31 protein-coding genes are annotated in these 25,807 nt (G+C 63.7%); 10 read left to right on the plus strand and 21 right to left on the minus strand.

All coding sequences use genetic code 11. The annotated features are described in order from the left end of the window. Window positions 1-7: 7 nt before the first annotated feature. On the minus strand, window positions 8-2,509 hold the full coding sequence (locus OB905_03605; protein MCU4925073.1) for a DNA topoisomerase I: 2,502 nt from the start codon (window positions 2,507-2,509) through the stop codon (window positions 8-10). Between the two features lie 238 nt (window positions 2,510-2,747). Between OB905_03605 and OB905_03610 the strand changes: the two genes are divergently transcribed. Next, window positions 2,748-4,217 carry an MATE family efflux transporter gene (locus OB905_03610; protein MCU4925074.1) on the plus strand — a complete coding sequence of 490 codons (1,470 nt, stop codon included), beginning with the start codon at window positions 2,748-2,750 and terminating at the stop codon, window positions 4,215-4,217. Between the two features lie 4 nt (window positions 4,218-4,221). Here the strand turns inward: OB905_03610 and OB905_03615 are convergent, their stop codons facing one another. Both OB905_03615 and OB905_03620 read right to left on the minus strand, forming a co-directional pair. After that, window positions 4,222-5,775: a flippase gene (locus OB905_03615; GenBank protein ID MCU4925075.1), complete on the minus strand. Its 1,554-nt coding sequence runs from the start codon at window positions 5,773-5,775 to the stop codon at window positions 4,222-4,224. Window positions 5,776-5,905: 130 nt separating this feature from the next. Then, a complete protein-coding gene (locus OB905_03620) occupies window positions 5,906-6,286 on the minus strand; it encodes a DUF3426 domain-containing protein (protein ID MCU4925076.1) in 381 nt (126 codons plus the stop codon). Window positions 6,287-6,402: 116 nt separating this feature from the next. On the opposite strand from OB905_03620, the gene OB905_03625 reads away from it, so the two are divergent. The 3 genes from OB905_03625 to OB905_03635 all read left to right on the plus strand — a co-directional run bounded on the left by OB905_03625 (window position 6,403) and on the right by OB905_03635 (window position 7,313). Further along, complete coding sequence (locus OB905_03625) at window positions 6,403-6,642, plus strand: DUF5816 domain-containing protein (GenBank protein ID MCU4925077.1); 240 nt, start codon at window positions 6,403-6,405, stop codon at window positions 6,640-6,642. Between the two features lie 78 nt (window positions 6,643-6,720). Continuing rightward, the gene (locus OB905_03630) at window positions 6,721-7,041 is read left to right on the plus strand and encodes a hypothetical protein (protein ID MCU4925078.1); all 321 of its coding nucleotides are present in this window, start codon (window positions 6,721-6,723) and stop codon (window positions 7,039-7,041) included. 71 nt (window positions 7,042-7,112) lie between these two features. After that, window positions 7,113-7,313, plus strand: a complete 201-nt coding sequence (locus OB905_03635) for a dodecin family protein (GenBank protein MCU4925079.1) — start codon at window positions 7,113-7,115, stop codon at window positions 7,311-7,313. Window positions 7,314-7,354: 41 nt separating this feature from the next. Here the strand turns inward: OB905_03635 and OB905_03640 are convergent, their stop codons facing one another. From OB905_03640 to hisD, 3 genes are all read right to left on the minus strand, one after another. Then, entirely contained in the window at window positions 7,355-7,723 is a 369-nt protein-coding gene (locus OB905_03640) for an iron-sulfur cluster assembly accessory protein (GenBank protein MCU4925080.1), read from the minus strand. A 54-nt stretch (window positions 7,724-7,777) separates the two neighbouring features. Then, a complete protein-coding gene (locus OB905_03645; protein ID MCU4925081.1) occupies window positions 7,778-7,999 on the minus strand; it encodes a hypothetical protein in 222 nt (73 codons plus the stop codon). Window positions 8,000-8,095: 96 nt separating this feature from the next. Continuing rightward, entirely contained in the window at window positions 8,096-9,391 is a 1,296-nt protein-coding gene (gene hisD, locus OB905_03650) for a histidinol dehydrogenase (GenBank protein MCU4925082.1), read from the minus strand. A 195-nt stretch (window positions 9,392-9,586) separates the two neighbouring features. On the opposite strand from hisD, the gene OB905_03655 reads away from it, so the two are divergent. Further along, on the plus strand, window positions 9,587-10,177 hold the full coding sequence (locus OB905_03655) for a metal-dependent hydrolase (protein MCU4925083.1): 591 nt from the start codon (window positions 9,587-9,589) through the stop codon (window positions 10,175-10,177). Window positions 10,178-10,453: 276 nt separating this feature from the next. Here OB905_03655 and OB905_03660 read toward each other — a convergent pair whose 3' ends face one another. Then, window positions 10,454-10,765 (minus strand): hypothetical protein, encoded by a 312-nt coding sequence (locus OB905_03660; protein ID MCU4925084.1) that lies wholly within the window; start codon window positions 10,763-10,765, stop codon window positions 10,454-10,456. Continuing rightward, entirely contained in the window at window positions 10,762-11,109 is a 348-nt protein-coding gene (locus tag OB905_03665; protein ID MCU4925085.1) for a winged helix-turn-helix domain-containing protein, read from the minus strand. The genes OB905_03660 and OB905_03665 overlap by 4 nt, the downstream gene beginning before the upstream one ends. Window positions 11,110-11,248: 139 nt before the next feature. Between OB905_03665 and OB905_03670 the strand changes: the two genes are divergently transcribed. Together OB905_03670 and OB905_03675 are read left to right on the plus strand one after the other, a co-directional pair. Then, window positions 11,249-11,824, plus strand: coding sequence for a TlpA family protein disulfide reductase (locus tag OB905_03670; GenBank protein ID MCU4925086.1), 576 nt, complete (start codon window positions 11,249-11,251; stop codon window positions 11,822-11,824). A 95-nt stretch (window positions 11,825-11,919) separates the two neighbouring features. Further along, window positions 11,920-12,216 carry a hypothetical protein gene (locus tag OB905_03675; protein ID MCU4925087.1) on the plus strand — a complete coding sequence of 99 codons (297 nt, stop codon included), beginning with the start codon at window positions 11,920-11,922 and terminating at the stop codon, window positions 12,214-12,216. Between the two features lie 30 nt (window positions 12,217-12,246). Here OB905_03675 and OB905_03680 read toward each other — a convergent pair whose 3' ends face one another. Further along, complete coding sequence (locus OB905_03680; protein MCU4925088.1) at window positions 12,247-12,423, minus strand: hypothetical protein; 177 nt, start codon at window positions 12,421-12,423, stop codon at window positions 12,247-12,249. 264 nt (window positions 12,424-12,687) lie between these two features. Here OB905_03680 and OB905_03685 point away from each other — a divergent pair, with 264 nt between their 5' ends. After that, window positions 12,688-12,966, plus strand: coding sequence for a hypothetical protein (locus OB905_03685; protein ID MCU4925089.1), 279 nt, complete (start codon window positions 12,688-12,690; stop codon window positions 12,964-12,966). A 6-nt stretch (window positions 12,967-12,972) separates the two neighbouring features. On the opposite strand, the gene OB905_03690 is transcribed toward OB905_03685, so the two are convergent. Both OB905_03690 and OB905_03695 read right to left on the minus strand, forming a co-directional pair. Beyond that, a complete protein-coding gene (locus tag OB905_03690; GenBank protein MCU4925090.1) occupies window positions 12,973-13,740 on the minus strand; it encodes a ribonuclease H-like domain-containing protein in 768 nt (255 codons plus the stop codon). 41 nt (window positions 13,741-13,781) lie between these two features. Next, a complete protein-coding gene (locus tag OB905_03695; GenBank protein ID MCU4925091.1) occupies window positions 13,782-14,441 on the minus strand; it encodes a hypothetical protein in 660 nt (219 codons plus the stop codon). A gap of 96 nt (window positions 14,442-14,537) precedes the next feature. Here OB905_03695 and OB905_03700 point away from each other — a divergent pair, with 96 nt between their 5' ends. After that, a complete protein-coding gene (locus OB905_03700) occupies window positions 14,538-15,314 on the plus strand; it encodes a hypothetical protein (GenBank protein MCU4925092.1) in 777 nt (258 codons plus the stop codon). Here the strand turns inward: OB905_03700 and OB905_03705 are convergent. From OB905_03705 to hflX, 3 genes are all read right to left on the minus strand, one after another. Beyond that, a complete protein-coding gene (locus tag OB905_03705) occupies window positions 15,293-15,664 on the minus strand; it encodes a nucleic acid-binding protein (GenBank protein ID MCU4925093.1) in 372 nt (123 codons plus the stop codon). The genes OB905_03700 and OB905_03705 overlap by 22 nt on opposite strands. A 56-nt stretch (window positions 15,665-15,720) precedes the next feature. After that, window positions 15,721-16,875: a thiolase family protein gene (locus OB905_03710; protein MCU4925094.1), complete on the minus strand. Its 1,155-nt coding sequence runs from the start codon at window positions 16,873-16,875 to the stop codon at window positions 15,721-15,723. A gap of 84 nt (window positions 16,876-16,959) precedes the next feature. Next, the gene (gene hflX / locus OB905_03715) at window positions 16,960-18,252 is read right to left on the minus strand and encodes a GTPase HflX (GenBank protein MCU4925095.1); all 1,293 of its coding nucleotides are present in this window, start codon (window positions 18,250-18,252) and stop codon (window positions 16,960-16,962) included. Between the two features lie 307 nt (window positions 18,253-18,559). On the opposite strand from hflX, the gene OB905_03720 reads away from it, so the two are divergent. Further along, entirely contained in the window at window positions 18,560-18,874 is a 315-nt protein-coding gene (locus tag OB905_03720) for an FUN14 domain-containing protein (protein MCU4925096.1), read from the plus strand. A gap of 46 nt (window positions 18,875-18,920) precedes the next feature. Here the strand turns inward: OB905_03720 and OB905_03725 are convergent, their stop codons facing one another. The 7 genes from OB905_03725 to OB905_03755 form a co-directional block, all read right to left on the minus strand. Further along, window positions 18,921-19,646 (minus strand): ribosome assembly factor SBDS, encoded by a 726-nt coding sequence (locus tag OB905_03725; protein MCU4925097.1) that lies wholly within the window; start codon window positions 19,644-19,646, stop codon window positions 18,921-18,923. A 51-nt stretch (window positions 19,647-19,697) separates the two neighbouring features. Next, window positions 19,698-20,453, minus strand: coding sequence for an archaeal proteasome endopeptidase complex subunit alpha (psmA, locus tag OB905_03730; protein MCU4925098.1), 756 nt, complete (start codon window positions 20,451-20,453; stop codon window positions 19,698-19,700). A 4-nt stretch (window positions 20,454-20,457) separates the two neighbouring features. Then, complete coding sequence (locus OB905_03735) at window positions 20,458-20,937, minus strand: ribonuclease P (protein ID MCU4925099.1); 480 nt, start codon at window positions 20,935-20,937, stop codon at window positions 20,458-20,460. After that, window positions 20,934-21,662 carry a class I SAM-dependent methyltransferase gene (locus OB905_03740; protein ID MCU4925100.1) on the minus strand — a complete coding sequence of 243 codons (729 nt, stop codon included), beginning with the start codon at window positions 21,660-21,662 and terminating at the stop codon, window positions 20,934-20,936. Before OB905_03740 ends, OB905_03735 begins: the two co-directional genes overlap by 4 nt. After that, window positions 21,646-22,350, minus strand: coding sequence for a ribonuclease P (locus tag OB905_03745; protein MCU4925101.1), 705 nt, complete (start codon window positions 22,348-22,350; stop codon window positions 21,646-21,648). Before OB905_03745 ends, OB905_03740 begins: the two co-directional genes overlap by 17 nt. 230 nt (window positions 22,351-22,580) lie before the next feature. Continuing rightward, complete coding sequence (locus OB905_03750) at window positions 22,581-23,399, minus strand: DUF5821 family protein (GenBank protein ID MCU4925102.1); 819 nt, start codon at window positions 23,397-23,399, stop codon at window positions 22,581-22,583. A 333-nt stretch (window positions 23,400-23,732) separates the two neighbouring features. Then, window positions 23,733-25,790 carry a hypothetical protein gene (locus tag OB905_03755; protein ID MCU4925103.1) on the minus strand — a complete coding sequence of 686 codons (2,058 nt, stop codon included), beginning with the start codon at window positions 25,788-25,790 and terminating at the stop codon, window positions 23,733-23,735. Window positions 25,791-25,807: the final 17 nt, after the last annotated feature.

The raw sequence follows: 25,807 nt of genomic DNA on the forward strand, positions 1-25,807 counted from the left end.
TCGGTTTTTAGGCCTTCGCCTGCCAGGTTCGGACGCGGTCGGCGCTGACGCCGTCGACTGTGTCGGCGACACCCTCCGGATCGGCGCCCGTCAGGTCGTCGATGCTCTCAATGCCAGCGGCGAGGAGCTTCTCGACGGTCTTTTCGCCGATCCCCTCGATCGATTCGAGATCCGATCCCGAGTCGCTCTCGCGGGCCTGGAACTCCCGGTAGTTACAGATCGGACAGCCGAGTTCCCATGGCTCGTCGCCGCTGTGAATCACGAGTTCGGGGAGGTCGTGTTCGTCACAGTGCTCGTCGGTGACCTCAATCTCGCCGCGTCGGGGTAAGGGAAGCGAGTACTCGCAGTCGGGATACCGCGTACAGCCGACGAGTCGGGAGCCGCTCTGGAGGGTCTTGATGGCGAGTTCGCCGTCGTGCTCCGAGCCACAGTCTGGACAGCGTCCGAGCACCGGCCCCTCGCCGGCAGCTTCGGCCTTACAGAGCGGGCAGCCGTGGACGAACGTCTGGCGGCCCGCGAGCATCTTTACCTCGTTCAACCCGTGGTCGTCACACTCGGCGTCCTGAATGAGCGGTTTCCCCGTCGAGGGCAGCGGGAGCGTGTACTCACAATCGGGGTAGCCGTCGCAGCCGACAAAGTACGAGCCGTGACGACTTCGGCGCACGAGCAGATCCTCGCCACAATCAGGGCAGGGGCCGAGGCGTTTGTCGTCCTTGAGGGACTTTCGGAGGTGATCGCCGATCTCGTCGCGCGAGTCGGCCAGGTTCGCGAAGATTTCCTCGAGCATCTCGCGGGAGTCGTCGGTGACGTCGTCCAAGGTCGCCTCACCCGAGGCGATGGCATCCATGTCCGCCTCGAGTTGGGCGGTCATCTCCTCTGAGACGACGCGGTCGGCGTAGCTCTCGGCGGCGTCGACGACAGCCATCGCGAGCCGGGTCGGCCGCGGCGGATCGCTCTCAATGTAGCCCCGGTCGTAGAGCTTCTCTAAGGTGTTGTGTCTCGTCGACTTCGTGCCAAGTCCCTGATCCTCCATCGTCTCGATCAGCCGCGACTGGCCGTACCGCCGGGGCGGCTGGGTCTCTTTCTCTTCGAGATCGACCTCGCCGATGGCGAGGGCCTCCCCCTCGGAGACGTCGGGGACGTAGTTCTCGCTGGTAGAGAAGTACGGGTAGACGTCGTGGTAGCCCGCTTCGACGAGGCGCTTGCCGTTTGCCTTCAGGCGCTCGCCATCGGCCTCGGCGACGACCTTCAAGTGCTCCCAGACCGCTGCCTCGGCGACCGTGGCGTAAAACCGCCTGACGACGAGTTCGTAGATCTCCCACTCGTCGTCGTCGACGTCGCCACCACGGGCAGGGATCTCGCCGGTCGGGTGAATTGGTGGGTGGTCCGTCGTCTCCTCGTCGCCCTCCGTGGGGACGAGTTCCTCCTCGGCCTCGAGCAGCGATTCGGCCGACTCGCCGAGGACCGGATGGCTGACGAACGAGTCGAGCAGTTCGTCAGGCTCGAGATCGTCCGGATAGACCGTGTTGTCCGTTCGCGGGTAGGTGATGTAGCCTGCCGTGTAGAGGTCCTCGGCGATCGACATCGCGCGCTGGGCCGAGTAGCCAAGCGAGCTCGCCGCGCGGATGAACTGCGTGGTGTTAAACGGCGTCGGGGGCGAGTCGGTTCTGGTTCGGCGGTTGACGTCGACGACAGTCGCCGTCTCCGCAGCCGAGAGCGTCTCGTAGGCCGCGTCGGCGGCAGCCTCCTTCCAGACGCGCTCGGCTTCGTTGTCGTCTTCGTCGCGGTAGAAGTACTGCGCCTCGAAGGAGGTACCCCCCTCGTCTGTCCCACTTTTCGTGAGATCGGCAATCAGCTCCCAGTAGGTCTCGGGGTCGAACGCTTCGATCTCGCGCTCGCGATCGACGATCAGCTTCAGCGTCGGCGACTGCACCCGGCCGACGGAGATGAAGTCGTTGCCGAGCTGGCCCGAGGATAAGGAGAGGAATCGGGTGAGTGAGGCACCCCAGATGAGGTCGATGATCTGGCGGGCCTCGCCTGCGGCCGCGAGATCGAAGTCTAACTCGTCGGGCTCGTCGAACGCCGACTGGACCTCGTTTTCGGTGATCGAGGAGAACCGCACCCGGTGGATCGGCACCTCCTCGTTGACGTCGCGGACGATCTCGTAGGCCTCCTTGCCGATGAGCTCGCCCTCGCGGTCGTAGTCGGTCGCGATCGTCACTAGCTCGGCCTTCCGAGAGAGGATTCGCAGCGTGGCGACGATGTTCTCTTTCGTCGGCGTCTTCTCGACGTCGGCGTCGATCAGCTCGACCGGCTCGACGTTGCGCCAATCGGAGTACTCCGCGGGGAAGTCGACGCCCACGACGTGGCCAGACAGCCCGACACAGCGCGTGCCACCCCACTCATAGACGTTCACCCCGTTCTCGCGGCTGGCGTCCATCGAGCCGCCGCTCAAGATGTCGGCGATCCGCCGTGCGGCGTTGTCTTTCTCGGTGATGATCAGCTCCACCGGCGATCACCTCCCGGGAGGCGCGTCTTCGGCATCGTGGCTCGCTACGACCGAGACTCGGATAACCCTTTCGTCGGGAAATCGCACGACTACGCGGGTGTGCGTGCGATACGTGCGTGTCCGTGCGCCCTCGCTGGCTCACTGACCAGCGCCGGCAATCCGCCCCGCGGAAACGGCAACCCCGAACGGGAGGTGAGTCCTTTTTGCCCTCCCAGTCCGAGAGGGAATAGAGTTCACAGTGGCAGAGACGGAGCGCAAGGGCGTCGATACGACGACGGGACCGATCCCACCGAAGCTGCTCCACCTGGCCTGGCCTCTGGTCCTCGGTAACCTGTTGCAGACATTCTACAATCTGGCGGACATGTTCTGGGTTGGCCGCGTTGGCAGCGATGCGGTCGCCGCCGTCTCGCTCATGTTTCCACTGTCGTGGCTGTTCGTCTCGACGGCGATGGGACTGACCGCGGCGACGATCGCGCTCGTCTCCCAACACGTCGGCGCCGGCGACGACCGCATGGCCGACAGAGTCGTCGGCCAGACGATCCTGCTCGCGGTCGCGGCCTCGACCGTCCTCGCGGCAGTCGGGCTCGCGTTCCGGCGGCCGCTGCTCTCCCTGATCGGCGCACAGGACCAGGTGTTCGTCGAGGCCCTCGCGTATATCGAGGTGATCTTCCTTGCACTTCCGTTGACGTTTCTCTTCTTCGCGTTTCGCTCGTCCCTGCAGGGTGCCGGCGACACGAAGACGGCAATGTGGCTCGTACTCATCTCGGCGGGCATCAACGTCGTCTTGGATCCCTTCTTCATTCTGGGCTGGGGGCCGTTCCCCGAGATGGGGACGCGGGGTGCCGCGGTCGCGACGTTCATCGCCCGCGGAATCGCCGCCGTCGCGGGGATCTACATCCTGCTCGACGGCCGGTTCGGCGTGCGACTCCGACTCGGTGATCTCGTTCCGAACCTCACCGTCCAGCGGCGGCTGGTCGACATTGGCTACCCAGCGACGATCGACGGCTGGGCGCGCAGTTTCGCCTCGGTCGTGATGGCTGGCTTCGTCGCCCGCTTCGGGGCAGCTCCGACGGCGGCCTACGGAATCGGCGTCCGGTACATGTCCGTCACCTGGGCCGTCTCCGGAGCGATCGGCGACGCGACGGCGACCGGCGTCGGGCAGAACCTGGGTGCCCGGACACCCGATCGCGCGGCTTCGGTTGCCAGGGTAGCCACCGCGGCGACGATGCTAATCATCGCGGCGGTTGCGGCCGTCCTACTCGTCTTTCCGGCCCAAGCGATAGCGATCTTCGTCGACGATCCAGACGTGATCGCCGAGGGCGTCGTCTTCTTGCGGATCATCGCCCCGTTCTGGGCGCTCTTTGCGGGCGTGATGGTCCTGCAGGGTGCGTTCCGCGGGGCGGGCAACACGCGAGAGGCGATGGTGCTGTCTTTTCTCTCCCGGTGGATCTTCCGGGTCCCCGTGGCGCTTGCGCTCGCGTTTACCTCGGTGACGATCCCGCTGGCTTGGCTGGGACTCCCGAGCGTCGAGGTCCCGACGCTCCCCGGCATCGATCTCGGCGTCGCGGGGATCTGGTGGGCCTACGCGTTCGGAATGGCGGCCTCGTTCGTCGTCGCCGTCGTCTGGTTCCGGCTGGGGACCTGGCGGGAGGCCGTCGTCGGAACCGAGACAGAACAGAACGGCGATCCCGGCCCCGCTGAGGAGTAAGTACTTATCGCTCGGTCTGGCGCGAGTCGAGGAACCTGCGAAGTGTCGGGCTGAACTCCGCAGCGATCCGGGCGTCGTTTTCGGTGAAAGCGTCCGTGGTGACCAAGGTGGCGGCGTAGACGGCGACGACGACGATCGGGAGCGCGAGGACGACGACGTAATCGGACGTGACGAAGACGACGATCGGTGCGCCCGCGATTGCCGCCGGGATACCCGCAAGTCCGATCTTCGCGAAGTCGCGGGTAAACGGATGGATCCCGTCGAGGTGGTAGAGTTCGGCGAGCGTGAGACAGCCGACGAGGAACAGCGCCGTCGCCGAGCCGATGGCAGCGCCTTCCATTCCGAGGACGGGGACGAGGGCGAACGAGACGAGCAGGTTAGAGCCAAAGAGGACGAGCGTGTTCGCGAAGACGAGCCGCGAGTAGCCAAGCCCCTGTAACAGCGTCCCGTCGGGGCCGCCGACGGTCACGTTGAAGAGGAACGCTGCAGCGAGCAGCGCGACCACCGTACTCGCCTCGCTGTACTGCGGTGTGTAGAGAACCGCGAGATAGGAGCTGGCACCCAGCGCGAGCGTGATCGCGATCGGTAGCGTGATGCCGGCGATCCAGCGGGCAGAAACCCGGAAGCGATCGGTCACGAGCTCGGGATCGTCTCGCGTTTCGGCGATCAGGGGTTTGAACACCGGCGCGAGCGAGTTGAAGATGATCATCAGCCCGGAGCCGAGCATGTAGCCGACCCGGTAGATGCCGACGTCCTCGGCGTTGAGGAAGAAGCCGAGCACGAAGTAATCGACGTGGCCCATCAGGACGAAGACGACGCTGGTCATCGCCAGCGGGACGGCGTAGGTTACGAGCGGCGTCGGCGCGACGTACTCGAGGGTCGCCGAGACGACGTCCCAGGCCTTGTAGGTGAAGACGATCGCACCGACCGTGATCGCGACGAAGAGGCCGACGACGTAGCCGGCGATTAGTCCGAGCAGCCCGAAACCGGCGAGCAAGAACGCCGCAGTGACGAGAAACCGGACGATCGGTCGCACCAGATCCCGCATCACGACCCGGTACTGGAGCTTCTTGATGCTGTAGAAGGATTTGAGCAAGACGTTATAGATCGCGAGCATTGGAAGCGTCACGGAGAGAAACAGGAGCGCGATCTGCATCGACGGCTCCCGGAAGAACTCGCTGATGACCGGCGCACTGACCGCCAACGCGAGCGCGACGATCGAGGAGGTCACCAGCACCGCCGCAGTGACCTGGACGATCACTCCCTTCGCCTTCCCGTGTTCCTCACGATCCAGATACTGCGGGACGAAGTAATCGATCGCCATCGGCAGTCCGAGCGAGGCAAAGACCTGCATGAACAGAATCACCGAGGTTGCGAGCGTCCACAGCCCGTAGACAGAGGGACTCACGAACCGCGTGATCAGCATGACGACCGCGAAGCCGAGCGCACCGTTTACCACGTTCCCCGCGAACGTGATACTGCCCTGTTTCGCGAGCGTCGAGACGCCGTCGTCGTAGTCTGTCTCGGCCGGCTGCTCATCGCGTTCCGGATCGGCCATTCGCGATCTACCTCCGATCAGACGCTCGGTTGCCGTCGCTCCGACGGCATCCTCGGATCCAGCTGGGGCTACTCCGGTCGACGAGTGACGCCCACGACAGCCAGGTGCAGTTCATCCAGGATCCCTCCTCTCAGACGCCGGTTGCAGGCTCGAGTTCGTACGTCTCAACGCGGGCCGCCCGCTCACCGAAGTCGGGGAACTCGATCTCGAATTCCCACTCCGAACCTGTCGAAACGTCTTCATCAACGTTCGCGACGACGCTCGTGAGTTCCTCGCCGTCGGCATCGAGAAACGTGGCGCGAACTTCGATGTAGCTGAGCGTCCGTTCACCGACGTTTCTGACGATCCCCTGGACGACGACGCGCTCCTCGTCGGTTCCGGGATCCTCGCGGATCAGACTCGACCAGACGATTTCGACGTCCCCTGGCTCGGTGATCTCGCCGTTCTCCTCGAAGACGCGCGTGCAGCCGGGAAGCAAGACGAGCGCGGCGACAAACGCGCGACGTTTCATCGGTTGGAGTACGCGAGCGTCGGCCTTGAGGATTCGGGACTGATGCATTCCCTGTGGCTCGCTGCGGGGCGATTCGGACAGACACGCCTTTAGGCAGCGCGTCGATACTGCGTGGTATGCGACCGAAGTCCACCGACGACGGACGAACCGTCTACGTCGACGAGCGGGACGGGGACACCGGCTCGAAGGCCCCGTTTCTCGTCGCCTACGAGTCTCGGGACCGCAACCGTCGGTACGGCTGGTTCTGTACGCACTGTGAGAGCCTCGACAACGCGATGGATTCGATGGGGCGAATCCAGTGTAACCGCTGTGGGAACTTCCGGAAGCCGACGGAGTGGGACGCCGCCCACGAGTGATGGCCCGGTGGCGGCGAGTCACGTCCTCGTGAGAACTGTGACAACCTTTATCATGGATAGTGCCGTAGAGAGTGTTGAATGGGTCCTGTTAACACGCAGCTCGTCGAGCAGGCCAGAGTGATTTTCGCAGAGCTTGGATACACCGTCGAAGGAACCGGTTCGACCTTCAGAGCCGAACGGGAGTGGAAGGTCGTTCACGTTCGCCCGAACCCGGGCGACGACCTTCCGGCAGACGACGGTGGATTCCACTGTTTCGTCGCCGAACCGGCAGGCGCCGACGCACTCGAACGACGACTCGAACGCGTCGATCCGGCCTACGAGTGGGCCATTATCGTCGTTGACGGCGAGGAGTACGAGGTCGAGCGAGCGCCGCCGGGGCCCCACGCCACCCCCGCCTAAACGAACCACGGCAGAAATCGAGCCGATCCCGCCGTATTCTTAAGTCATCGTGTTCCGTACTGGCACGTGCCATGGTCTATAAGAAGATCACGCTCATCGGTACCAGCACGGAGAGCTTCGACGCCGCGGCTGACGACGCAATCGACCGGGCAGAAGCGACCCTCCAGAACGTCTACTGGGTCGAGGTCGACGAACTCGGCGTCGAACTCGCGAGCGTCGACGACCGGGAGTATCAGGCGGAAGTCACCGTCGCGTTCGAACTCGAAGAGTAGGGACGATCGAACGACGAGGCGAACGTTGGCGCCGGCACAGATTAGGTTCGGAACGACTCGCCACAGCCACACTCGCTGACGACGTTGGGATTCTCGACGTGGAATCCCTCCGCTTGAAGCCCGCTCTCGTAGTCGAGGACGCTGCCCTCGATATATTTGAGACTCGCCGGATCGACGAAGATGCGCAGCTCGTGGTGCTCGTAGATCGTGTCGTCTTCGTCGGGTTCGTCGTCGAATCGCATGCCGTAGGAGAGCCCGGCGCAGCCGCCTTGCTGGACGAACAGCCGGAGCCCTGCCTTCGAGACGTCGAGTCCCTCTCCCTCGAGTAGCGAGCGGGCTTGCTCGGCCGCGTCCGGCGTGACCTCGATTCTGGGACGCGTCTCCCCGTCGGTTGCGGTGTCGGTGCTCATAACTCACTATTCCTGCCCAACGGTGTTAACGTTGACGCACCCGAATCGCCCCAACTACGACCGCTCGCTCATCCGCCGTCGAGCGGCCTCGTACTGGCTGCCAAAGCGTCGTCGATCGTTAGCCGAGAGCGGGACGCCTGTCATCGCCAGCAGCTCGACCATCCGGTCGACGTCACAGCCGTACCACATCGAGAGGATCCAGAGATTCCGCTGGGCGTAGTCGTAGTTGCGCTCTAAGACGCGCGGATCCGTCGGATCGACCGCGGCCGGTTGCATCTCGCTTGAGTATGAGGGGAAACACCCTAAAACCAGCCCCTGCCGTCTCACGGCGAGATTACTCGAGTGTCCGTTACAGTCGCTTCTCGTGGCACGTCACTCGCGTCGTTCGTCCCGTTCGGTCCGCGCACGGACACTCTCGGCGTGGGCCGAGAGCCCCTCGGCTTCGGCGAGCGTCGTAACCGTCTCACCGATCTCTTCGAGCCCCGACTCCGAGAGGCGCTGCACCGTCGTCGACCGGAGGAAGGTTTCGACGGAGAGGCCGCCAGTAACCCGTGCACCACCGTTCGTCGGGAGAACGTGGTTGGTTCCACTGGCGTAGTCGCCAGCCGCGACGGGCGTGTGAGGGCCGAGGAAGACGCTACCAGCGCTGTCGATCCGGTCTAAGATCGCCTCCTCGTCCTCGGCGACGATCGAGAGGTGCTCGGGTGCGTACTCCTCGGTAAAGAGGATCGCCTCGCTCATCGACCGGGCGAGGAAGACCCCGCTGGCGTCGTTGTCGAGTGACTCGCAGACGATCTCGGCGCGCTCGCAGTTCGGCGCGCGCGCTTCCAGTTCGGCGACGAGCGACTCGGCGGTGTCTCGATCGTCCGTGATCGCGATCACCGGGGAGTTGGGATCGTGTTCGGCCTGCGCGAGGAGATCTGCTGCGACGAGCGCCGGCGGCGCGGTCTCGTCGGCGACAGTCACGATCTCGCTCGGGCCGGCCAGGAAGTCGATCTCGACGTCACCTCGGACCTCGGCCTTCGCGGCGGTCACCCAGCGGTTGCCGGGACCGACGATCTTCTGGACCCGCGTGATCGACTCGGTGCCGTAGGCGAGGGCGGCGATCGCCTGTGCACCGCCGACGCTGTAGACCGCGTCCGCACCGGCTTCGTGAATTGCAGCCAGCGTCACGTCGCTTATCTCTTCAGCGGGCGGCGTCACGACGGAGACGTGCTCGACGCCGGCGACGACCGCCGGGACGACGCCCATGATCGCACTCGACGGGTAGGCCGCGGCCCCGCCGGGGACGTAGACGCCGACGCGGTCGATCGGTCGGAATCGCCGTCCCAACTCGCGGCCGGGCGAGAACTCCCGGCGCCAGTCCTCCGGCACCTGTTCTTTGTGGAACTCCCGAACGTTTTGGGCTGCAGTTCGAATCGCTGTGAGCATCTCGTCGTCGAGCCCCTCGTGAGCACGCTCGCACTCGTCGGTGATGTTCAGGTTGCCCACGGTGACGTCGTCGAACTCCTCGCAGAATTCCCGGACAGCGACGTCTCCTTCTTCACGGACGCGGTCGACGATTCCGCGGACGTCCTCGCGGACGGCGTCGATGCCGGCGTCGCGCTCAAAGAGGGCCACGCGCTCGTCGGGACCGAGGTCGGGGACCTCGCGTACCTGTAGGTTCATAGCCACCGGTTGGGACGGACGGCGAAAAACCGTTTCCTTCCCTGGGCGGTCGGTAGGAATCGCTTACGAGACTGATTCGTGAACGGGGGCGCTCTCCGCGATCCGTCTCAGTACTCGCCTACGAACGGCGACCCGACGGCTTCGCGGAGAACACACGCACCCTATAACTATCCCCGACTCGGCGAACGTCCAGGTATGTGGCCTTGGGAACATGCAATCATGGGGTACGTCGCGTACTCGCTTCTCTCTCGCGTCGTTTACCGGGACACTCCGGGTGGACTCGACGCATTTGCAGCCGTCTTCGCGTCGGTGCTCCCCGATCTAATCGACAAGCCACTGGCCTGGGAGTTCGGCGTCTTCGACGGTGGGTACGCGATTGGCCACTCGATATTTTTCGCCGTCCCGCTCGCAATCGCGGTCGGCGTGCTCGCTCGGGAACGCGGGCGCCCGCGGTCGGGACTGGCGTTCGGGCTCGGGTACCTGCTTCACCTGCCCGCAGATGTCGTCGACGCGTACCTGCGCGAAGACGTGGTTCTCGTCGAACTGATGCTGTGGCCGGTCGCGACCGTCGGCGACGGCGGACACAACCACGGGTTCCAAGCGTACGTCGAGATCTTACTCGGCGGCTACCTGGATAACCTCCTCTCGGGCGATCCGTCGACGTATCTCCTGGCACAGGTCGGACTCGGGATCGCCGCCCTGTTGCTGTGGCTCGCCGATGGCGCCCCAGTTCTCCGGGAGTTCGTCGAAACCGTCACCCAAACCAGACGGAGGCTTCACGGCTGATTCAGGGGCCGACGCCGGCATTTTCCGAGACAGAAAATAGGCCAGTGATATTACCATCTGCTGGCGAGACGGTGCTGGTGGAGACGGGTCGTCCCGCCTCCGCCCGATCACACGATCGGGCGCCTCTGACATTCCGACGCTAGCCGACGAGGACCGATCACCGTCACCGGCCGAGACAGATTGTGGTCGACAGGCTCCGCTGGCGCAACTGAAAAGCGATCACATCCTGCGCTGCGATCCCAGGGGTGTACGGCGTGTTTTTGGGACCGGACGTGGTCAATGGCGACCGTACAGCGAGTACATAATCGTGAGCAGGCCAAGCAGCCGGCTCACGTTTTCCAGAAGGGCCGTCGCGACCCGGTTGGTCCCGACGAGGGTGGTGAGTCCGACGTTGAGCAGGAAGGGAACAGCTGTCAGCAACAAGAGGCCGATCGCGAGATAGAGCATCGATGAACTATCGTTTCGCCGGTATCCTCGGTAGGCCTGGTAGGCGATTACTGTCCCGACCAGCGCCACGAGAAACAGCGTGCCGACCGTCAGGACGTCGAGCAGCGGTGCCTCGTCGACGCGAACGACGTCGGTGCTCATCGCAGTTCCTCCCACATCGTGGTGAATCGGTCCGCGACGTCTTCCTCGCGGTAGCTGACTTCGTAGCTGAATTCGCCCTCATCGAGTGACAGCTCGAAGCCGTCTAAGTTCGCCCGGTAGACGCTGTAGTGGTTGCCGTCCGATGCGAGGTTCGTCTCTTCGGTGACGAGCCGACACCCCTCGAGGGTCTCGAGGCGCCGGTAGATCGTGGGAAGCGACGCGTCACAGCGTTCGCTCAGGGTGCTGGCAGACATGGGTTCGACGCTCGTCTCGGTGAGGATCGCCCGTGCGTACTCGTCGTCTAAAATGTCGAGCAACGTCGAAAGATCGCACTCCTCACTCACTGCTGACCAATCGTTGCTACATAACCATCAAAAGGGATCCGGTTTTTCTGCGTCAGAACACGCGCCAGCCCATCGGTTCGCCACGCTGTCTCCCGGGGAGCGATGGATCTATCTATTCATAACCCGACGTGTGGGTCGTATGGAACGCCGCGAGCTACTCGTCGGCGGTGCCGGGCTGGCAGCGCTGGCAAGCGGCGCCGCATTCGCCGTGACCCGTCGCTCGGGGTCGACGACGAACGGCGACGACGAAGTGGCCGGGGACGACGAAAACGGGGAGCCCAACCCACCGTTCGAGCTCCGGACTATCGATCCGGACGACGACACTGTGACCGTCCCTGACCAGGAGGGTGTCAGCGTGGTAAACGTCACCAGGAGCCACTGTCCAACGGGAGAAGGGCAGATTGAAACGCTTTCTTCGGTTGCCAGCGATCTCCGCGAGGACGGAATCGAGGATGTACAGTTGGTGACGGTCGCAGACATGAGTGCCAGTCCAGACGAGGCCGATTTCCGAGAGTGGTGGGACGACACTGACGGCGACTGGACGCTGGCACTTGACGCAGACGATGTCGTCGCCGACTACTACAGAATTGAGGACCTACCGACGACGGTCGTGATAGACCGCGAAGGATCGATCCACTGGCGAGGCGAGGGGTCGCTTGGAAGCGGAACGGTTTCGACGCGTATCCGAGAACTCGTCGAGTCGGACGAGAGCTGACGAGCCGTACTCGACCCACGCGATCCGTCCGGTTTTCCTGACGTATCAGCCGATCACCGTGAGCCGTTTATGCGGAGTGAGAACGTATCACACATATGGCCAGCAAAATGCACAGGATGGACGCACAGGTCCGTGGAATCGATCGCGAGACACTCGCATTTACCGTCCCTCTCGTCGGACAGATCGTCGGTTCGATCGTCCTGCTGATCGGGCTCTTTCAGGGCGGGCTGACGGCGCTGACGGTCCTCGGCGGTGGCATAATTCTGGCGAGCATCGCCGGGTTGGCCGCGTCAGTGGTCGCCAGCGAACCGACAGACGAACACTCACGGTCGGACCGCCGTTCGGTGGTCACCCTCGGACGAGCAGCAATTCGTCAGCGTCTCCAGCGGTGAGTCAGGTGACGACGCCGAACGCTCGTGGCGTTAGTCGGGAGCGACGGAGTCGGTACGGATCATCCGATACCGAAATCCCAGATACACGAGGACGAACCCGAACGTGAGCGCGAAGAGCAACTCGCCGGCCCAGATCGAATACCCCAGTGCGATGACGTTGAGTGCTATTCCAGCGGCGTAGATCGGCGCGAGTTTCTCGGTGTTCATGCGAGGCGTCTACGGCCGACGTTCGAACGGCGAGACCGAGACTCTGTCGTTACGGAATAGACTATCTGCTCCGACGGAACCACGGAACCACCTCTACCGTCCCGCACACTGACTCGTAGCCCACTGATAGTCAGATTATTCTCGGGATCTCGGCCGCCAATAAGGGGTGTGGAAGCCACATCTGATCGTTCACGTTCAAATATGTACACCACCTCTGCGTGCGGTTCACAGGGTTTATATCTCATCATGTGATGAGTGCGCCCAATGCTACTCTCAGTAGACCGATCGGACGAAAGTGGGCGATATCAACCGTTGAGCTTCGAGGTGATTGCCGCGGTTGCCGAGAAGGAGGGGATCGATCCAATGGAGATCGAGCCACCCGAGTACGATGCGCTCTACGACGTCGTCAACCCGGAGGCACTCGACGCGCTGTTTGCCCCACGTGAAGACGGCACACCTCGCGGAAGCGGGCAGATCGAATTTACCTACTGTGGGTACGATATCGTCGTCAGTAGCGATGGGACCGTCGACATTCGCGACTGAGTCACATTAGCGTACGTCCCCATCTCTCGGTCCGGCGATCGCTTCGAAGACCGACCGGTGGAGGCGATTCGAAACGATCTCCATCACCGTCTGCAGGTTCTCCGTATCGGCCCGGTTGTACGCAACGAGCGTCTCGAGAGCACCCTCGTCGCCGCGTTCGTACTCTCGCCAGAGGCGCACCGCGTCCCGGCCGGTGATGTCGGGGCGGTCACGTTCGATCCCAAGGTCGCGCTCGATCCGTTTCAACCCGCCATCGAGTCCGAGGCTCTGACAGGAGTACATGAGGTCGACGTGCGGTGTCGAGGCGTCCACGTCGTAACACTCCTCGAGAAACGGGACGTCGAAACGCTTGCCGTTGAAGGTGACGAGTAGCGAGGCGGCGTCGAGTTCGGCCTGTAGGCGACTCCGTTCTAGGTCATCGCCACGAACCAGCGTCGTCATCTCGCCGCCGCGATAGACGCTGACGGTGGTCACGTCGTTGCACGTCGCATCGAGCCCAGTCGTCTCGATGTCCAGAAAGCACGCCTCGGAACGGGCATTCTCGTAGAGTCGCCACTGGCTCGACGTGGGCAGCGATTCGGCGAAAAAGGCGAGGTTATCCTGCTCGAGGTGTCGACGCCCTTCCGCGATGAACTGATCGATCCGGTCGGCCAGCGTCTCGCCGACGACGCTGCCGTCGAACTCGTCCCAGTGAGTGATGCCGTGCTCCCAGAGCCGGCGCTCGGTCGCTTCGCCGACGCCGGGTACCGGGATGAAACTGTTCTCGATTCGCATACCAACTCGGGGGTGTTCCGCCGATAAAAGCGCTTGGAAGCCTACTCCCTCACCGGAATCCAGCCGCTGCTGGCGTCCTCGTCCCGAAGGTGCCAGCGCTGCTCGTACCCCGTTTCGCTCGCACGCACGTCGACCGTCGCATCGAACAGCGGCTCGAACAGCGACACGAGCTCGTCGTCGGAGTCGACATCTATGTGGACGTGGCCCATGCCGGCGGCGTGTTTGACCCGCGACGTGACCGCGTGAAGGAGGCGAAACAGCCCCTCGACGTCGTGGGCAGCTGTCGCCGCCTCGAGGCCGTCTATGCACACGCGAAGCTGCCCTGCCGAAACGCCACCCGCCTGCTCGTCGAATCCGTCGACCGCCGTGACGATCTCGGCCCCGAGACGGCCAAGCGGGTCACCCCCATCCGTCTCGCGGTCGACGATTGCGGCGTACGAAAGTGTCTGCGTACGAGTTGCGTCGGCGTGGCCATCAGTCAGAGCGGCGCGCCCGTCCCCCGCTTCGCCCGTCGGATCCAGTGAGACGAACAGTCGATACCGGGGTCGGCACGTCGAATCTCCGTCGAGCCGGCGACAGAGCACGTCGTGTCGCGTCGTCTCGCCGACCAGTAACACGTTGCTGCCGCCCGCTTTGAGCGAATCGAGCGCTCGTGCGAACGAGAGTTTCTCACGGGCGACATCCTCTCGGTCGGACTCCATTGGAACCGAGAGGATGTTGTACTGACACAATAACATTGTGATAGACCTCGCGCAATGGACCCTCAGCTTTTCACGTCCGCCTTCGTAGGTGGGCGTATGACCGACCGAGACGACGAACTGGAAGTAGCGATCCAGGAGCTCGCCGGGGCCGTCGAAGAGCTTCGTGTCACGCTCGAATCCCAGCGTCGATCGCCCGTCCGGGCACCGATGCCGAGTGACCTCTTTCGCGTCGCCGACGAACTCGCAATTCCCGCCGCGCTTGCCGTTCTCAAGGCCAACGTCCGCGCACTCGAGGCGTTCCAGCGCGGGCTCAAGCTGGTTCGAACCGAGCGTGAGGCTCGCGATCGTTCACAGGCTGTTGCGACCGAAACCAGTCGTCGGGCCGAAGAGCTTCGCCAAACCACCGTCTCACAGCTCGACCGCGCACTCTCGGAACTCCAGCGCGCGGTTTCAGCGGGCTCGCTTCCCGCCGACGATCGAGCCCACGACTTGCTGGCAGAGGCCCAGCAACTTCGCGACGACGTCGATCGGCGGCTCCAGAAAGCGGGCGACGACGCCGACTCGAAGTTCGCGGACGTCGCCGAGGACGACAGCCAGACCGAATCGAGAGACAGCTACACGATCGAGATCGACGACGGTAGTTCGGAGGCAAACGACTCACACGTAGACGTCGACGCGGAACTCGAAACGCTTAAAGACCGCTACGGCACCGACGATCCCGAGCGAGAAGACGGCGATGATGACGACAATTCGGCGTCGCACGATCCCGAAGACCAACCCGATACCACCGCTGGTGCTGCGAGTGGCGGCAAGGAAGACGACCGGGACGAATCGGACGACAGCGACGGCGGTCAGACCGGCTCGAACCGGTAGCCGTCCCACTCCTGGCTCTCAGGTACCTTGATCCCGGCCTCGGGATCACGCAACTCCTCGACGTAGACCGGTCTGACCTCGTCACCGACCTCAACCTCGTCGGTCGTCACCTGGCCAATCGCTCGGACTGGCTCGCCGTCGTCCGAATCGTCATCAGGAACCTCGAACTCCACGATCGCGATCGTGTTCGGCGCACGGACGCCTGGCGGCGTTGCCGTGCTGGTCGTCCAGGTGACGACCTCCGCGGTGTACTCACTCAGGTCGATCGTCTCGACGGGCTCGGAACCGTCGGGGCCGATCGGATGGACGGGGTAGCTGATCGATCCGTCAGCGTACCGGGCTGCCGCCATCGGCGGCTGTTCGTTTGTGTTCTCCTCGCCACCGTCTCCGGAAGGTCCACGGTCGCTCATGCTGGTGCCTCCATGATGGTGGTGATAACACAGTTGCCAAAGCCACCCACGTTACAACAGAGGCCGACCTCGGCATCGACCTGTCGGGGACCGGCCTCGCCAACGAGTTGCTCGTAGATCTCGACGCCCTGAGCGACGCCACTGGCGCCTAAGGGGTGGCCCTTCGACTTGAGCCCGCCGGAGGTGTTGATCGGCAACTCGGCGTCGCGCTCGGTGTCGCCGGCCTCGACGCGCTTCCAGGCCTCACCCTGTTCTGCGAAGCCAAGCCCCTCCATCTGGAGGAATTCGAGGATGGTAAACATATCGTGAAGCTCCGCGACGTCGATATCCTCGGGCCCGTAACCGCTCATCTCGTAGGCCCCCTGGCCGCTATCGACGACGCCGTTCATCACCGTCGGGTCGGCGCGCTCGTGGACGACGTGAGTGTCCGTCGCGCCATCGACGCCGGCGATCACCGCGTACTCGTCTGTATACTCCTTGGCGACGGATTCCGGACAGAACAGCAACGCGGCGCTGCCGTCGGTAATTGGGCAGAAGTCGTACAAGCGGAGTGGATCCGCGACGATCGGCGAGTCGAGGATCGTCTCGACGTCGACTTCCTTCCGGAACTGCGCGTGGGGGTTGTCCACGCCGTTCTTGTGGTTCTTCTGTGCCACTTTCGCCAGACTCTCTCGGGGCGCGTCGAACCGTTCGAGATAGTGGCGAGCGGTCATTCCCGCAAACGAGGGTAGCGTCACGCCGTGTTTGTACTCCGCCGGGTGGGTGATCGAGGCGATAACGTCCGTCGACTCCGCCGTCGTCCGGTGGGTCATCTTCTCGCCGCCGATCAGCAGCGTCATCTCGCTCGTCCCACTCGCAATCGAGCGGTAGGCGGCGAAGATCCCCGCCCCACCGCTCGAACTCGTCTGGTCGATGCGCTCGGTGTACGCCGGCAGCGCCCCCAGATCGTGGGCGACAGCGTTCATGATCCCGCCCTGTCCCTCGAACTCGCCGCTGGCCATGTTCGAGACGTAGAGGTGGTCGAGCGCGTTCGGTTCGACTCCGGCGTCGTCGAGGCAGGCCGCCCCCGCCTCCGACAGTAACTCTCGAATCCAGGCGTCTCGCTGCCCGAACTGGGTCATCGAGGCGCCGATGATCGCGACACGTTCCATACGCCGATACTCTCGACGGAGTGATTTATACGTATTGCCAGCGCGGGGACAGCCCGCCTCCGTAACCGCCGATGCCTGCGCTGTTCAGGCTGACGGCGCCTGCAGATCGCTCGCACGCGATCGGGCCTGCGAGATGACTGCGGGCCGCGCCTCGAAGGAGATGACCACGTCGTCGTCACCGTAGGCGACGTCGTCGACGTGGGCGTTGTCGTGGATCCAAGAGACGAGACTCATCGTCTCGTCGGTCATCGGTAAGACGAGTCGCTCTTCCTCCCAGTCGGGGAGTTCGTGGTCGATACGGTCGACCAACGCGTCGACGTTGGTTCCCTCGCGAGCGCTCACAGTCACCGGGTTCGGCGCCAGCGCCGAGAGCGCCTCACGCTTCTCTGCGAGTTCGTCTTCGTCGACGCGGTCGATCTTGTTCAACACCGTCACGATCGGCGCCTCGTTTCGCTCGTAGAGTGTGTCGTGACAGGTGACGAGCTTCTCGTGGATCTCCTCGATCGGCTCGCTGACGTCGACGACGAGCAAGACGAGATCGGCCCGGTAGACCGAGTCGAGCGTCGACTTGAACGATTCGACGAGCCAGTGGGGGAGATCGCTGACGAACCCGACGGTGTCGGTGACGAGCACGTTGCGTGGCTCAATGTCGGCTCGGCGAGTCGTCGTCCCGAGTGTGGTGAACAGGTCGTCTTCGGACTCGGCGGTCGCGTCGAGATCCGGATGCAGATCCTCGTTTTCGTCGATCGCCAGATCGTCGGCGAGGCGACGAAGCAGCGTCGACTTGCCGGCGTTCGTGTAGCCCGCCAGCGCGACCAGATCGAACCCCGAGGCGCGCCGGCGCTCCCGGCGTTGCTGTTCGGTCTGCTCGATCTGGGCGAGCTCGTCTTTGATCCGGCTGATCTGGGCTTTGATGTCCCGCTCGCGGCTCTCGTCGTACTCGCCAAGCCCCATGAATCCGGGGTGTTCCTCGCGCTTTGCGAGGCTCGTCTTGGCTTCTGCGCGGGGCAGCTCGTAGCGGAGTTCGGCGAGCTCGACCTGGAGCTGGGCCTTGCGGGTGTGGGCGCGCTGGCCGAAGATCTCGAGGATCAGCGTAAATCGGTCGACGACCTCGACGCCGTCTGGCAGGAGCTGCCCCAGATTGTACGTCTGGTAGGGTCCCAACCGGTTGTCGAAGATGACCGTGGTCGCGCCGGTTCGGGCGACGAGTTCGGCGAGCTCCTCGGCTTTCCCTTCCCCGAGCTGGAGGGCGGCGTCGGCCGTCCGGCTCTGGGTGACCTCACCGACGACCTCGTAGCCTGCAGCGCGAGCGAGGTCGCGAATCTCCGTGGTGTCGGGAACGCCGTCGTCGACGCGCTTGGCAATGATAGCCGTCATGCGTCTGGCTGGTGGGTGTCCGCGTTGGCTCGATCCACGCCGCGCCTCGAACCAGGACGGTGGTGTAATGAGGGGCGATCGAGACCGATCGACTGCGATTCGGGTGCGGACACGTCAGGGATGCCGGCTGGCCACCTCCGTTCGTGGTTGCGTGAACATACGCACACCTAGACCCCCAACCGTCTTGAATCCCGTGGCGAGATTCGGTCGGGCGAGACTGCCGATGGGAGATGGCAGAGCGACGTTCCAAATTGTGTGATAGTCACTGAATCGTAACCATCTTCGACCCAGGGGACAACGACGGACTATGAGTTCCATCGAGCCGACCATGCTCGGCTTCGAGTTCGCCGCGAGCATGGTTCTGGGGGCGATTATTGGCTACGGGACGAAACGCATCGCGAAAGTGTTGGCCGTCGTCATCGGCGTCCAGCTGGTCGTCTTTCGGTACCTCGAGTCCCAGGGCATCGTCGTCGTCCACTGGGACCGACTGACCGCCGGACTGGCTGGCGCCCAGGAAGACGTCGAGCAAGCGGGTACAGACTGGCTCGACACCGCCGTGACGACACTCTCGGTCGGCGTCGGCTTCACTGCCGGCTTTCTGATCGGTTATCACAGAGGGTAGACCCCGTCCCACCACCCTTACCGCCGTATCCGCGACCCTCCGACAGCTATCGCGTCTTGAGGTCGTCTTTGTCCTTGACCATCTGCGTTTCGGCCTCGCCGCTCGTGTGCTCGTTGACGACGTCGTAGAACTCGTTTTGCATCCCCGCGGGGAACGTGATCGCGCCGACCCACGAGCCGTCGGGCTGCCACTCTTCGCGCTCTAACTCGCCGAACTGACGGATCTTTGCCTGGGCACTGCCGGCGTACTCCGGGGGAATCTGGACGGCGATGGTGACCTCCTCGAATCGGATCGGGATCACCGGTCGCAGATCATCGAGAGCATCGTCGACCTGGTTTTCGACCGGCTCCATCGGGTCGACCGTGAAGCCGGCCTCTTCTAGAGCGTTCTCGATGCGTTCGGGCGGATGGGGCGCGTCGTCCATTTGCGGATTGATCGCGTTTCGCGCGATGGTGTTGATCAGCTGCTTTCGCTTTTGCTCTTGCATCTCGCGGCGCTGGTCGGCCGTGATCTGTATCTCCCCGCGCTGGATGACCTCCGGAATGATCGCTAAGGGATCCGTGGTCTCGAAAACTGTCTCGAGGTCGCTCTCGGCCGGTCGATCGCCGCGGGAGGCGTCCTCGAAGACGTCCTCCGCGGCGATGACGTCTTCGAGATCGTCGTCGAACTCACCGCGCTTGATCGCGAGCGCTGCGTCCGGGTCTACGAGCACTTCGAAGCGCTCCCCGTGTGACTCGAGTCGCGCCGTCACCGCCTCGTCGAGCGATATCATACCCGAGGATACCCCCGGGCCCCTAAAAGAGCTTTTGCCGCGGTGGGAGGATTACTCTTCGTCGGCGTCCTCGCCGTCGTCGAGCAGGTCGTTCTCCGTCAGGTACTCCTCGATGCGGTCGTCCGTGAACTGGTCGAAGGACTCGGTCTCGGCGTCGATCGTCGCGAGACCGACCTCGGTGGGCAACAGCGAGCCCTCGTTGACGGAGGCGAGTGCGTCGAGTGCGAGGGCGATGCCAGCGTCGAGATCGGCCGATTCATCGTAGTTCTCCTCCAGATAGCTCTGGAGGTCGCCACGGTCGGCGCCGACGGCGAGTGCCTTCCACTCGTAGGGCGTACCGGAGGGATCGGTCTCGAACAGGCGCGGCTCGCCGTTCTCGATACCGCCGACGATCAGGGCGACGCCGAACGGGCGGGCGCCGCCGACCTGGGTGTACTGCTGGATGTGGTCGGTGACGTTCTTCGTGAGCGTCTCGACGCCGATGGGCTCGCCGTAGCGCAGGTGGTTGACCTGGGCCTGGCGGCGCGCGAAGTCGATCAGCTGGCGGGCGTCGGCGACGTGGCCCGCGCTGGCGACGCCGACGTGGTCGTCTGCCTTGTGGATCTTCTCGACGCTCGAGTCCTCGAGCAGCGGGGAGGGGATCCGCTTGTCGACGGCTAGCACGACGCCGCCGTCGGTTCGGATACCGATGCTCGCGGTGCCACGTTTGACCGCCTCGCGGGCGTACTCGACCTGGTAGAGTCGCCCGTCTGGTGAGAAGATCGTGATGCCACGGTCGTACGCCTGCTGTTGGGCTTGTCCCTGCATAGTATCACACTAAATCGAGGTCTGTCGCGCCGACGAACGCGTCGCCACGTTGGAGATCGACGGAGCCGTTCCGCTCGAGTCCAACCCGCTCTTCGTTCTCGAACACGACGTTTCTCTCTGCCGGAACTTGCTCACGTCTACCTAAAAACTTTTCTTCAGCGGCACGGATCGTGCCACTGATACCGCGGATAGCGATTCCGACCGGCGAACCATCCACCTCGTCGACGCAAGCCAGCGCCGCCCGCGCCGCGTCTTCTTCCCCGCGTCGAACCTTCACGAGTGCCTCACCATCGCCGTCTTGGAACGCGAATCGAACGACAGAGAGGTCAGCGTGGGCGCTCCCGGGGTCGCCCAGCAGATTCTGCCCGGCGTACCAGACCTCGCGCTGAAACGCCCGGCGGCCGACGTCGGCGTCTGGCCAGGACTCGATGCCGACGGCGAGGTAGCGCCACCGCGGCCGGAGGTGCTTGGGGAGGTGCTTCATCCGTCGCGGTCGCCGTCGCCGACCTCGTCGACGGCCCCCTCCGGTGCGTCGGCTACCGCCGCTCCCTCAAGCGGTGCTCGTTCGGCCACCAGCACGCCGACCTGGTCGTCGACGCGTTCGACTGCGGTCAGCGAGAAGCCGGCGTCGGTGAGCGCGTCCGCCAGCACGCCGACGGTCGCAGGGTCGTCGACCGCAGGATCGTAAAACGAGGCCGAGGGATCGGGCTCGTCGAAGAACATGATGTCACCGAGGACGAACCGTCGGGGCCCGAGGTCGGCGGCAACCGCAATTGCCTCTCGCTTGGCGTCGTCGTCTACGTGATGCATCGCGAAGTTCGATGTGATGATATCGACGCCAGCAGAGCGAGCGTGGGCTCGGGGCGTCTCCGAGGACTCGGCGTCGACGGCTCCCGCGACGTTGGGCTCACGGAAGGTCCCGTGGTCGAACGTCACGTTCTCGAGTCCGCGCTCGTCGGCCTTCTCTCTGGCACGGGCCATCATCTCCTCGCTGATGTCCCGACCGACGACGCGCTCGGCATCGTCGGCGAGCGCGAGTGCGATTGCGCCGGTCCCCGTTCCCATGTCTAAGACGACGTCGTCGGCCGACGGCGCCGCATGCTCAACGACGAGACTCGCACAGGCTCGGTGTTCGGTCGCCGTCGACTCGTCGTACGCCGATGCGTGGTCGTCGAACCGACTGGCGTGCTCCTCAAGCGTCTTCTTCATACGGACCCCGTTCGACCCCCGGCTCAATGAACGACTCGGACTGGATCCGTCGGTTGCGTTCGGCGAGCCGTCCCCACTCGCGTAGCCCGTCTTCGGTCCATTCGGGGGGAAAGCCCACCGCCTCTCCGACCGCGACGAGCTCTCTCGGTGCGCGAAGCTCGAGGTGCGAGCGCGCCCTCGCGCTGACGACGTACGGGGCGTCGTAATAGTCGACGATCTCTCGCAGCTTCCGGAGTGACTGGATCGCACGGACGCGCCTGCCACCGCTGCGCCGGAGTACTGGGCCGAGATCGAACTCGAAACAGACGCCGTTCTCGACTGCCGCCTTCGCGAGTACGTGGTTGACGTCACCACTGTCAGCCATTGGGGCGGCGAGAACGTCGACCATCTCGTTTTCGACCGCAAACCGGTTTAGCGACGGTGTGCCGCCGTTGACAGTCACAATCGTGTGTGAGTGACGGGCGTTTCCGACCGCTCCACTCGCCTGCTGGCGATCGTCGGCTCGCACCTCGATCCCATCGACGACGTCGATCCCGTACGCTGCGGCGATCTGCTCGGGGTCGTAGTCGGGCTGAGCGCCGGAGCGAGTGCGGACGACCACGCCCTCGAAGCCGTACTCGGCCGCGGTCTTCGCGAGCCGCGCGACCGTGCTCTTCCCGTCCGGGTAGGCGTGGACCGCCTCGTACATATCCGGACTGTCACGCGGCGATGACTTGGGGGTTGCGTCTCTCGGTGGGGACCTGGTGGGCGCGGAGACCCCGAGTTTGACCGCGAGCGACCCCGGAGGGTGAGCGAGCGGGCCGACGACCGACCCAACGGGGAGGGAGGAGTGCTTTTGATCGACCTTTTACCGAAGGACAGCGCGCCGTGCGGCAGCGACGCTGCCGTCGGCGCGCAAGACTGCAGAGTAAAAGGTCGTTAGTGAAGAATCGACTGTGCCACCGAGGCGAGTTGGCCGTTGTCGGCCTCCTGGAGGCGCTCGTCGCCGATTTTCAGTCGGAGGCGGGGGCGTCCGACGTCGATCGGCACCTTCTCCGTGTCGATCAGCCCCATATCCTCGAGTTTCGTCTTGGTCCGGCTAAAGGTCGCCTTGCTGGCGATACCGACGTCCTCGCCCCACTTGCTGATGTCGTACAGCAGCGCCTCGTTTTTCGCAGCGACCAGCAACGAGATGGTGACCTCGTCTAGCCCGTCGCCGTCGCCGCGGGCAGTTTCGAGGGAGTTTAAGATCGTGGTAAAGTCGGCCTCGGCGTCGGGGCCGATTTCGTCAGCGAGCGTCTCTTTGACGTCCGTTATCGGCGGCGTGCGGAGATTGTACACCTCAGCGTCTTCCCACTGGCGCTCGTAGGTGTCGGAAACGTCATCGACGAAACTCTCGTCGTCCGTCGTCAGCCCGCCGACGCGGTCGCCAGCGGGAACGATTGCGACGACCTGCTCGTCGGTGACCAGTAGCGAGTTCTCCGGTGGCTCGCTCAAAATGCGCAGCGATAACGTTCCGTCGCTGACGAGGTCTGCGGCGTTCGAAGCGACGATGAAGTCGCCAAGGACGTCTTTTAGCATCCGCTCGTCGGCGAGGAGGCGAACTGAGATCTGCTCGTCGTCGATGTCAGCTGCGACCGGGATCAGCGCCTCGATCGCGTTGCGCGACGGATTGATTAGAGAGACGGTCCCACTCGCGTCTTCGAGCACCTGCTGGAGAATATCGTCAATCTGGTGGTTGAGTAAATTCGAGCACATCCCTATAACGAACTAAATAACACGATGGTACTTAATTTTGTTGGCCATTGTCGCAGCACAAGGCAGATCGGCTACCAGCCAGACTGCCCAAGAGCGGTTGGGCCGATACGCAGAGCATCTCGAAACGCACGACGTAGACGCGTCCTCTCGACCAGCACGAAATAGGTCAATTAAATATAAATACTCCGTGGCGAATGGAAAATTGTGATGGGTAATATCATATGGTGTGTGAGACGGATTGGTGTGGCGTTCGATCGTACCATCTCCTGTACTGAACTCGTGTTCCTCTGTCGATCGAAGCGAATCAGCACCTATCGCGGACCCTAGCCGGACTTAGCCCGTAAACAGTCCCGAGAGTTCGCGCGACCAGTGGACATCTCCGTCGTAGATTACGGCGACTGCAGACTCCGCGAGGAACTCCCGTAACTCCGACTCCTCGAGGAGAATACTGGCGGCCGTGCCACAGAGGTAGGCGTACTCATCCTGTTGATCGTGCGGAACGTAGTACGACCCCGCCGTCCGCGGGGAATAACAGTCAAACGTTAGCAGATATCGGCCGTCGTCGGTGGGCTCGACGCTCACCGAGACGGGAAACGTCGACTGGCGCTGAGTCAGTGAATGAGTCCCGTCACCGACGACGGCGTAATCCTTTCCCATCATGATCCGGCGTCGGGCCAGACGCAACGCGCGCTCGAAGCTAAAGCCGTGAACGAGCAGCTTCGCGAACGTCGAGCCGACTTTGAGGGCGTGTTCGTTCAACACCTCGTTTACCGTAACGGCGCCGGCGACGCTCCCACGTTCGATCAGCTCCATTCCCTCGTAGTAGGAGCCACAGGCATTCAAGAAGAACGTCTGCGTCGAACAGCGATCGAGCGACGTCGCCGAGAGCGTTCCGTCGGCACACTGGAGGCCGCCAGTCTCGCAGTGACCGATGTAGTGGACGAAGTCGTGTCCGGATTCGAAGACGCGAGCGAGCTGTGCCGTGGTGAGCGACTCAGTGACCGAGAGGTCGATCCTAATCGACTTCGCCCGCTGGCGGTAAATGTCTGTGACGGAGACACGCTCCCCGGTCATCGCCGGATCGTTGAGAACGACGCAGATCGACGTCGACTCGTCTGCGCGCTCGAGGTAGGTAAACCGATTCCGGTAGGCAGCCGGATGGGACGTAAAGACGTCGATGGGGACGCCGTCTGCGAGCCAGCCGTGGACGCGTCCCGTTCGAAGTTCGGGTTTGACCACGTCGACCGACGGGGCGTTTCGCGATCGTCCGGTTCGAGCCGGCGCCCGGTAGAAGGCGTCGAGCGATCGGTCGATCAGCTCCCGCCCCTCGAGCGTCGAGGTGCGTGGCATGTAGATGAGACTCATTCTGTCGAGCAAGAACGGGAGCGTTGCGAGGCGACTCGGCTCCGGTTTGACGTACGTCGCTAGGTGCCAGTCGGGCAGCCGGTGTTCGATCGCCGCATCCGGAACTTCGAGGTAGCTCGCGAGGCGAGTCTGTGGCTCCGCCCGGTAGAGAGTCTCACTATCGAGATCCAGCGCCCGCAGGATGCTCAGTTCCGAGAGTGGCGCATCGTGTGGTCCCTCGTTACGGACGAGACAGTCGAGGAAAAACACCTTCCTGAGGAGCCTCGCAGCCGACTCCTCGAGTCGGCGATCAAACCGGGCGGTGATTCCCTCGTCTCGAAGCCGAATTCTGGGTGGCCCGGTGGCGCCGAGACGTACTGATGCCTGGAGGAAGTACGCGAGAGGTGCCGTACAGTACAACGCTTCGTAGGTCGGGGGAACGACGAGTTCGATGCCAGTAGTCGCCGTTTCATCACGAACCGACTCGGGAATCTCGAACTCGTCGCCGAGTTCGAGTAGTGGCGGATGACCGCGTTTTGTCGGATACGTTCGGTTCGGCGTCTCCGTCTCGACGGCCGCGTGAAGATGACCGATCGCTGCGGCGACATCGGCCGGTGATTCGGTGACGGTGATCGTCTCGGTCGGTAGCTCGTAGTGACTCCGCAGACCGATCGCGACGTCTCGACGGTTCGGAAAGGAGATGCGAACAGAACGACCGTCCTCGGTGTGGGAAATCGTCGCTGCCCCGGAAAACTGGAGGTAGATTTTGACGGCAGCATCAACGTCGACGACGTACTGCGCTGGCGGTAGCGACAGCGACCCATCGACCGGGTCGAGTTCGTACCGCCTGCCGTCCGCGGCGAACGCGTAGACGACGGCGCGAGGAACTCGAAGCGTTCTAGTAACGGCGTTGATCGTCTCGTCGACTGGGCGATCGATCGCTGCGCCCGATCCGCCGGCGACGAGATCGGGCCCCTCGATGGTGATCTCGGTGCTGTCTGCATCGACGACGGTGATGACGCCGTCGCCGCCCTCCCACCGCAGCATTCGAGGCAAACATGTAA

It is taken from the genome of Halobacteria archaeon AArc-dxtr1 (assembly GCA_025517425.1).
Taxonomy (GTDB): Archaea; Halobacteriota; Halobacteria; order Halobacteriales; family Natrialbaceae; genus Halostagnicola.

What these genes read in the sequence shown, in the direction of transcription:
- OB905_03615 (MCU4925075.1), bottom strand. Translation starts at nt 5,775, where the DNA reads ATGGCCGATCCGGAACGCGATGAGCAGCCGGCCGAGACAGACTACGAC.
- OB905_03620 (MCU4925076.1), bottom strand. Translation starts at nt 6,286, where the DNA reads ATGAAACGTCGCGCGTTTGTCGCCGCGCTCGTCTTGCTTCCCGGCTGC.
- OB905_03625 (MCU4925077.1), top strand. Translation starts at nt 6,403, where the DNA reads ATGCGACCGAAGTCCACCGACGACGGACGAACCGTCTACGTCGACGAG.
- OB905_03630 (MCU4925078.1), top strand. Translation starts at nt 6,721, where the DNA reads ATGGGTCCTGTTAACACGCAGCTCGTCGAGCAGGCCAGAGTGATTTTC.
- OB905_03635 (MCU4925079.1), top strand. Translation starts at nt 7,113, where the DNA reads ATGGTCTATAAGAAGATCACGCTCATCGGTACCAGCACGGAGAGCTTC.
- OB905_03640 (MCU4925080.1), bottom strand. Translation starts at nt 7,723, where the DNA reads ATGAGCACCGACACCGCAACCGACGGGGAGACGCGTCCCAGAATCGAG.
- OB905_03645 (MCU4925081.1), bottom strand. Translation starts at nt 7,999, where the DNA reads ATGCAACCGGCCGCGGTCGATCCGACGGATCCGCGCGTCTTAGAGCGC.
- hisD (MCU4925082.1), bottom strand. Translation starts at nt 9,391, where the DNA reads ATGAACCTACAGGTACGCGAGGTCCCCGACCTCGGTCCCGACGAGCGC.
- OB905_03655 (MCU4925083.1), top strand. Translation starts at nt 9,587, where the DNA reads ATGTGGCCTTGGGAACATGCAATCATGGGGTACGTCGCGTACTCGCTT.
- OB905_03660 (MCU4925084.1), bottom strand. Translation starts at nt 10,765, where the DNA reads ATGAGCACCGACGTCGTTCGCGTCGACGAGGCACCGCTGCTCGACGTC.
- OB905_03670 (MCU4925086.1), top strand. Translation starts at nt 11,249, where the DNA reads ATGGAACGCCGCGAGCTACTCGTCGGCGGTGCCGGGCTGGCAGCGCTG.
- OB905_03675 (MCU4925087.1), top strand. Translation starts at nt 11,920, where the DNA reads ATGGCCAGCAAAATGCACAGGATGGACGCACAGGTCCGTGGAATCGAT.
- OB905_03680 (MCU4925088.1), bottom strand. Translation starts at nt 12,423, where the DNA reads ATGAACACCGAGAAACTCGCGCCGATCTACGCCGCTGGAATAGCACTC.
- OB905_03685 (MCU4925089.1), top strand. Translation starts at nt 12,688, where the DNA reads ATGCTACTCTCAGTAGACCGATCGGACGAAAGTGGGCGATATCAACCG.
- OB905_03690 (MCU4925090.1), bottom strand. Translation starts at nt 13,740, where the DNA reads ATGCGAATCGAGAACAGTTTCATCCCGGTACCCGGCGTCGGCGAAGCG.
- OB905_03695 (MCU4925091.1), bottom strand. Translation starts at nt 14,441, where the DNA reads ATGGAGTCCGACCGAGAGGATGTCGCCCGTGAGAAACTCTCGTTCGCA.
- OB905_03700 (MCU4925092.1), top strand. Translation starts at nt 14,538, where the DNA reads ATGACCGACCGAGACGACGAACTGGAAGTAGCGATCCAGGAGCTCGCC.
- OB905_03705 (MCU4925093.1), bottom strand. Translation starts at nt 15,664, where the DNA reads ATGGCGGCAGCCCGGTACGCTGACGGATCGATCAGCTACCCCGTCCAT.
- OB905_03710 (MCU4925094.1), bottom strand. Translation starts at nt 16,875, where the DNA reads ATGGAACGTGTCGCGATCATCGGCGCCTCGATGACCCAGTTCGGGCAG.
- hflX (MCU4925095.1), bottom strand. Translation starts at nt 18,252, where the DNA reads ATGACGGCTATCATTGCCAAGCGCGTCGACGACGGCGTTCCCGACACC.
- OB905_03720 (MCU4925096.1), top strand. Translation starts at nt 18,560, where the DNA reads ATGAGTTCCATCGAGCCGACCATGCTCGGCTTCGAGTTCGCCGCGAGC.
- OB905_03725 (MCU4925097.1), bottom strand. Translation starts at nt 19,646, where the DNA reads ATGATATCGCTCGACGAGGCGGTGACGGCGCGACTCGAGTCACACGGG.
- psmA (MCU4925098.1), bottom strand. Translation starts at nt 20,453, where the DNA reads ATGCAGGGACAAGCCCAACAGCAGGCGTACGACCGTGGCATCACGATC.
- OB905_03735 (MCU4925099.1), bottom strand. Translation starts at nt 20,937, where the DNA reads ATGAAGCACCTCCCCAAGCACCTCCGGCCGCGGTGGCGCTACCTCGCC.
- OB905_03740 (MCU4925100.1), bottom strand. Translation starts at nt 21,662, where the DNA reads ATGAAGAAGACGCTTGAGGAGCACGCCAGTCGGTTCGACGACCACGCA.
- OB905_03745 (MCU4925101.1), bottom strand. Translation starts at nt 22,350, where the DNA reads ATGTACGAGGCGGTCCACGCCTACCCGGACGGGAAGAGCACGGTCGCG.
- OB905_03750 (MCU4925102.1), bottom strand. Translation starts at nt 23,399, where the DNA reads ATGTGCTCGAATTTACTCAACCACCAGATTGACGATATTCTCCAGCAG.
- OB905_03755 (MCU4925103.1), bottom strand. Translation starts at nt 25,790, where the DNA reads ATGCTGCGGTGGGAGGGCGGCGACGGCGTCATCACCGTCGTCGATGCA.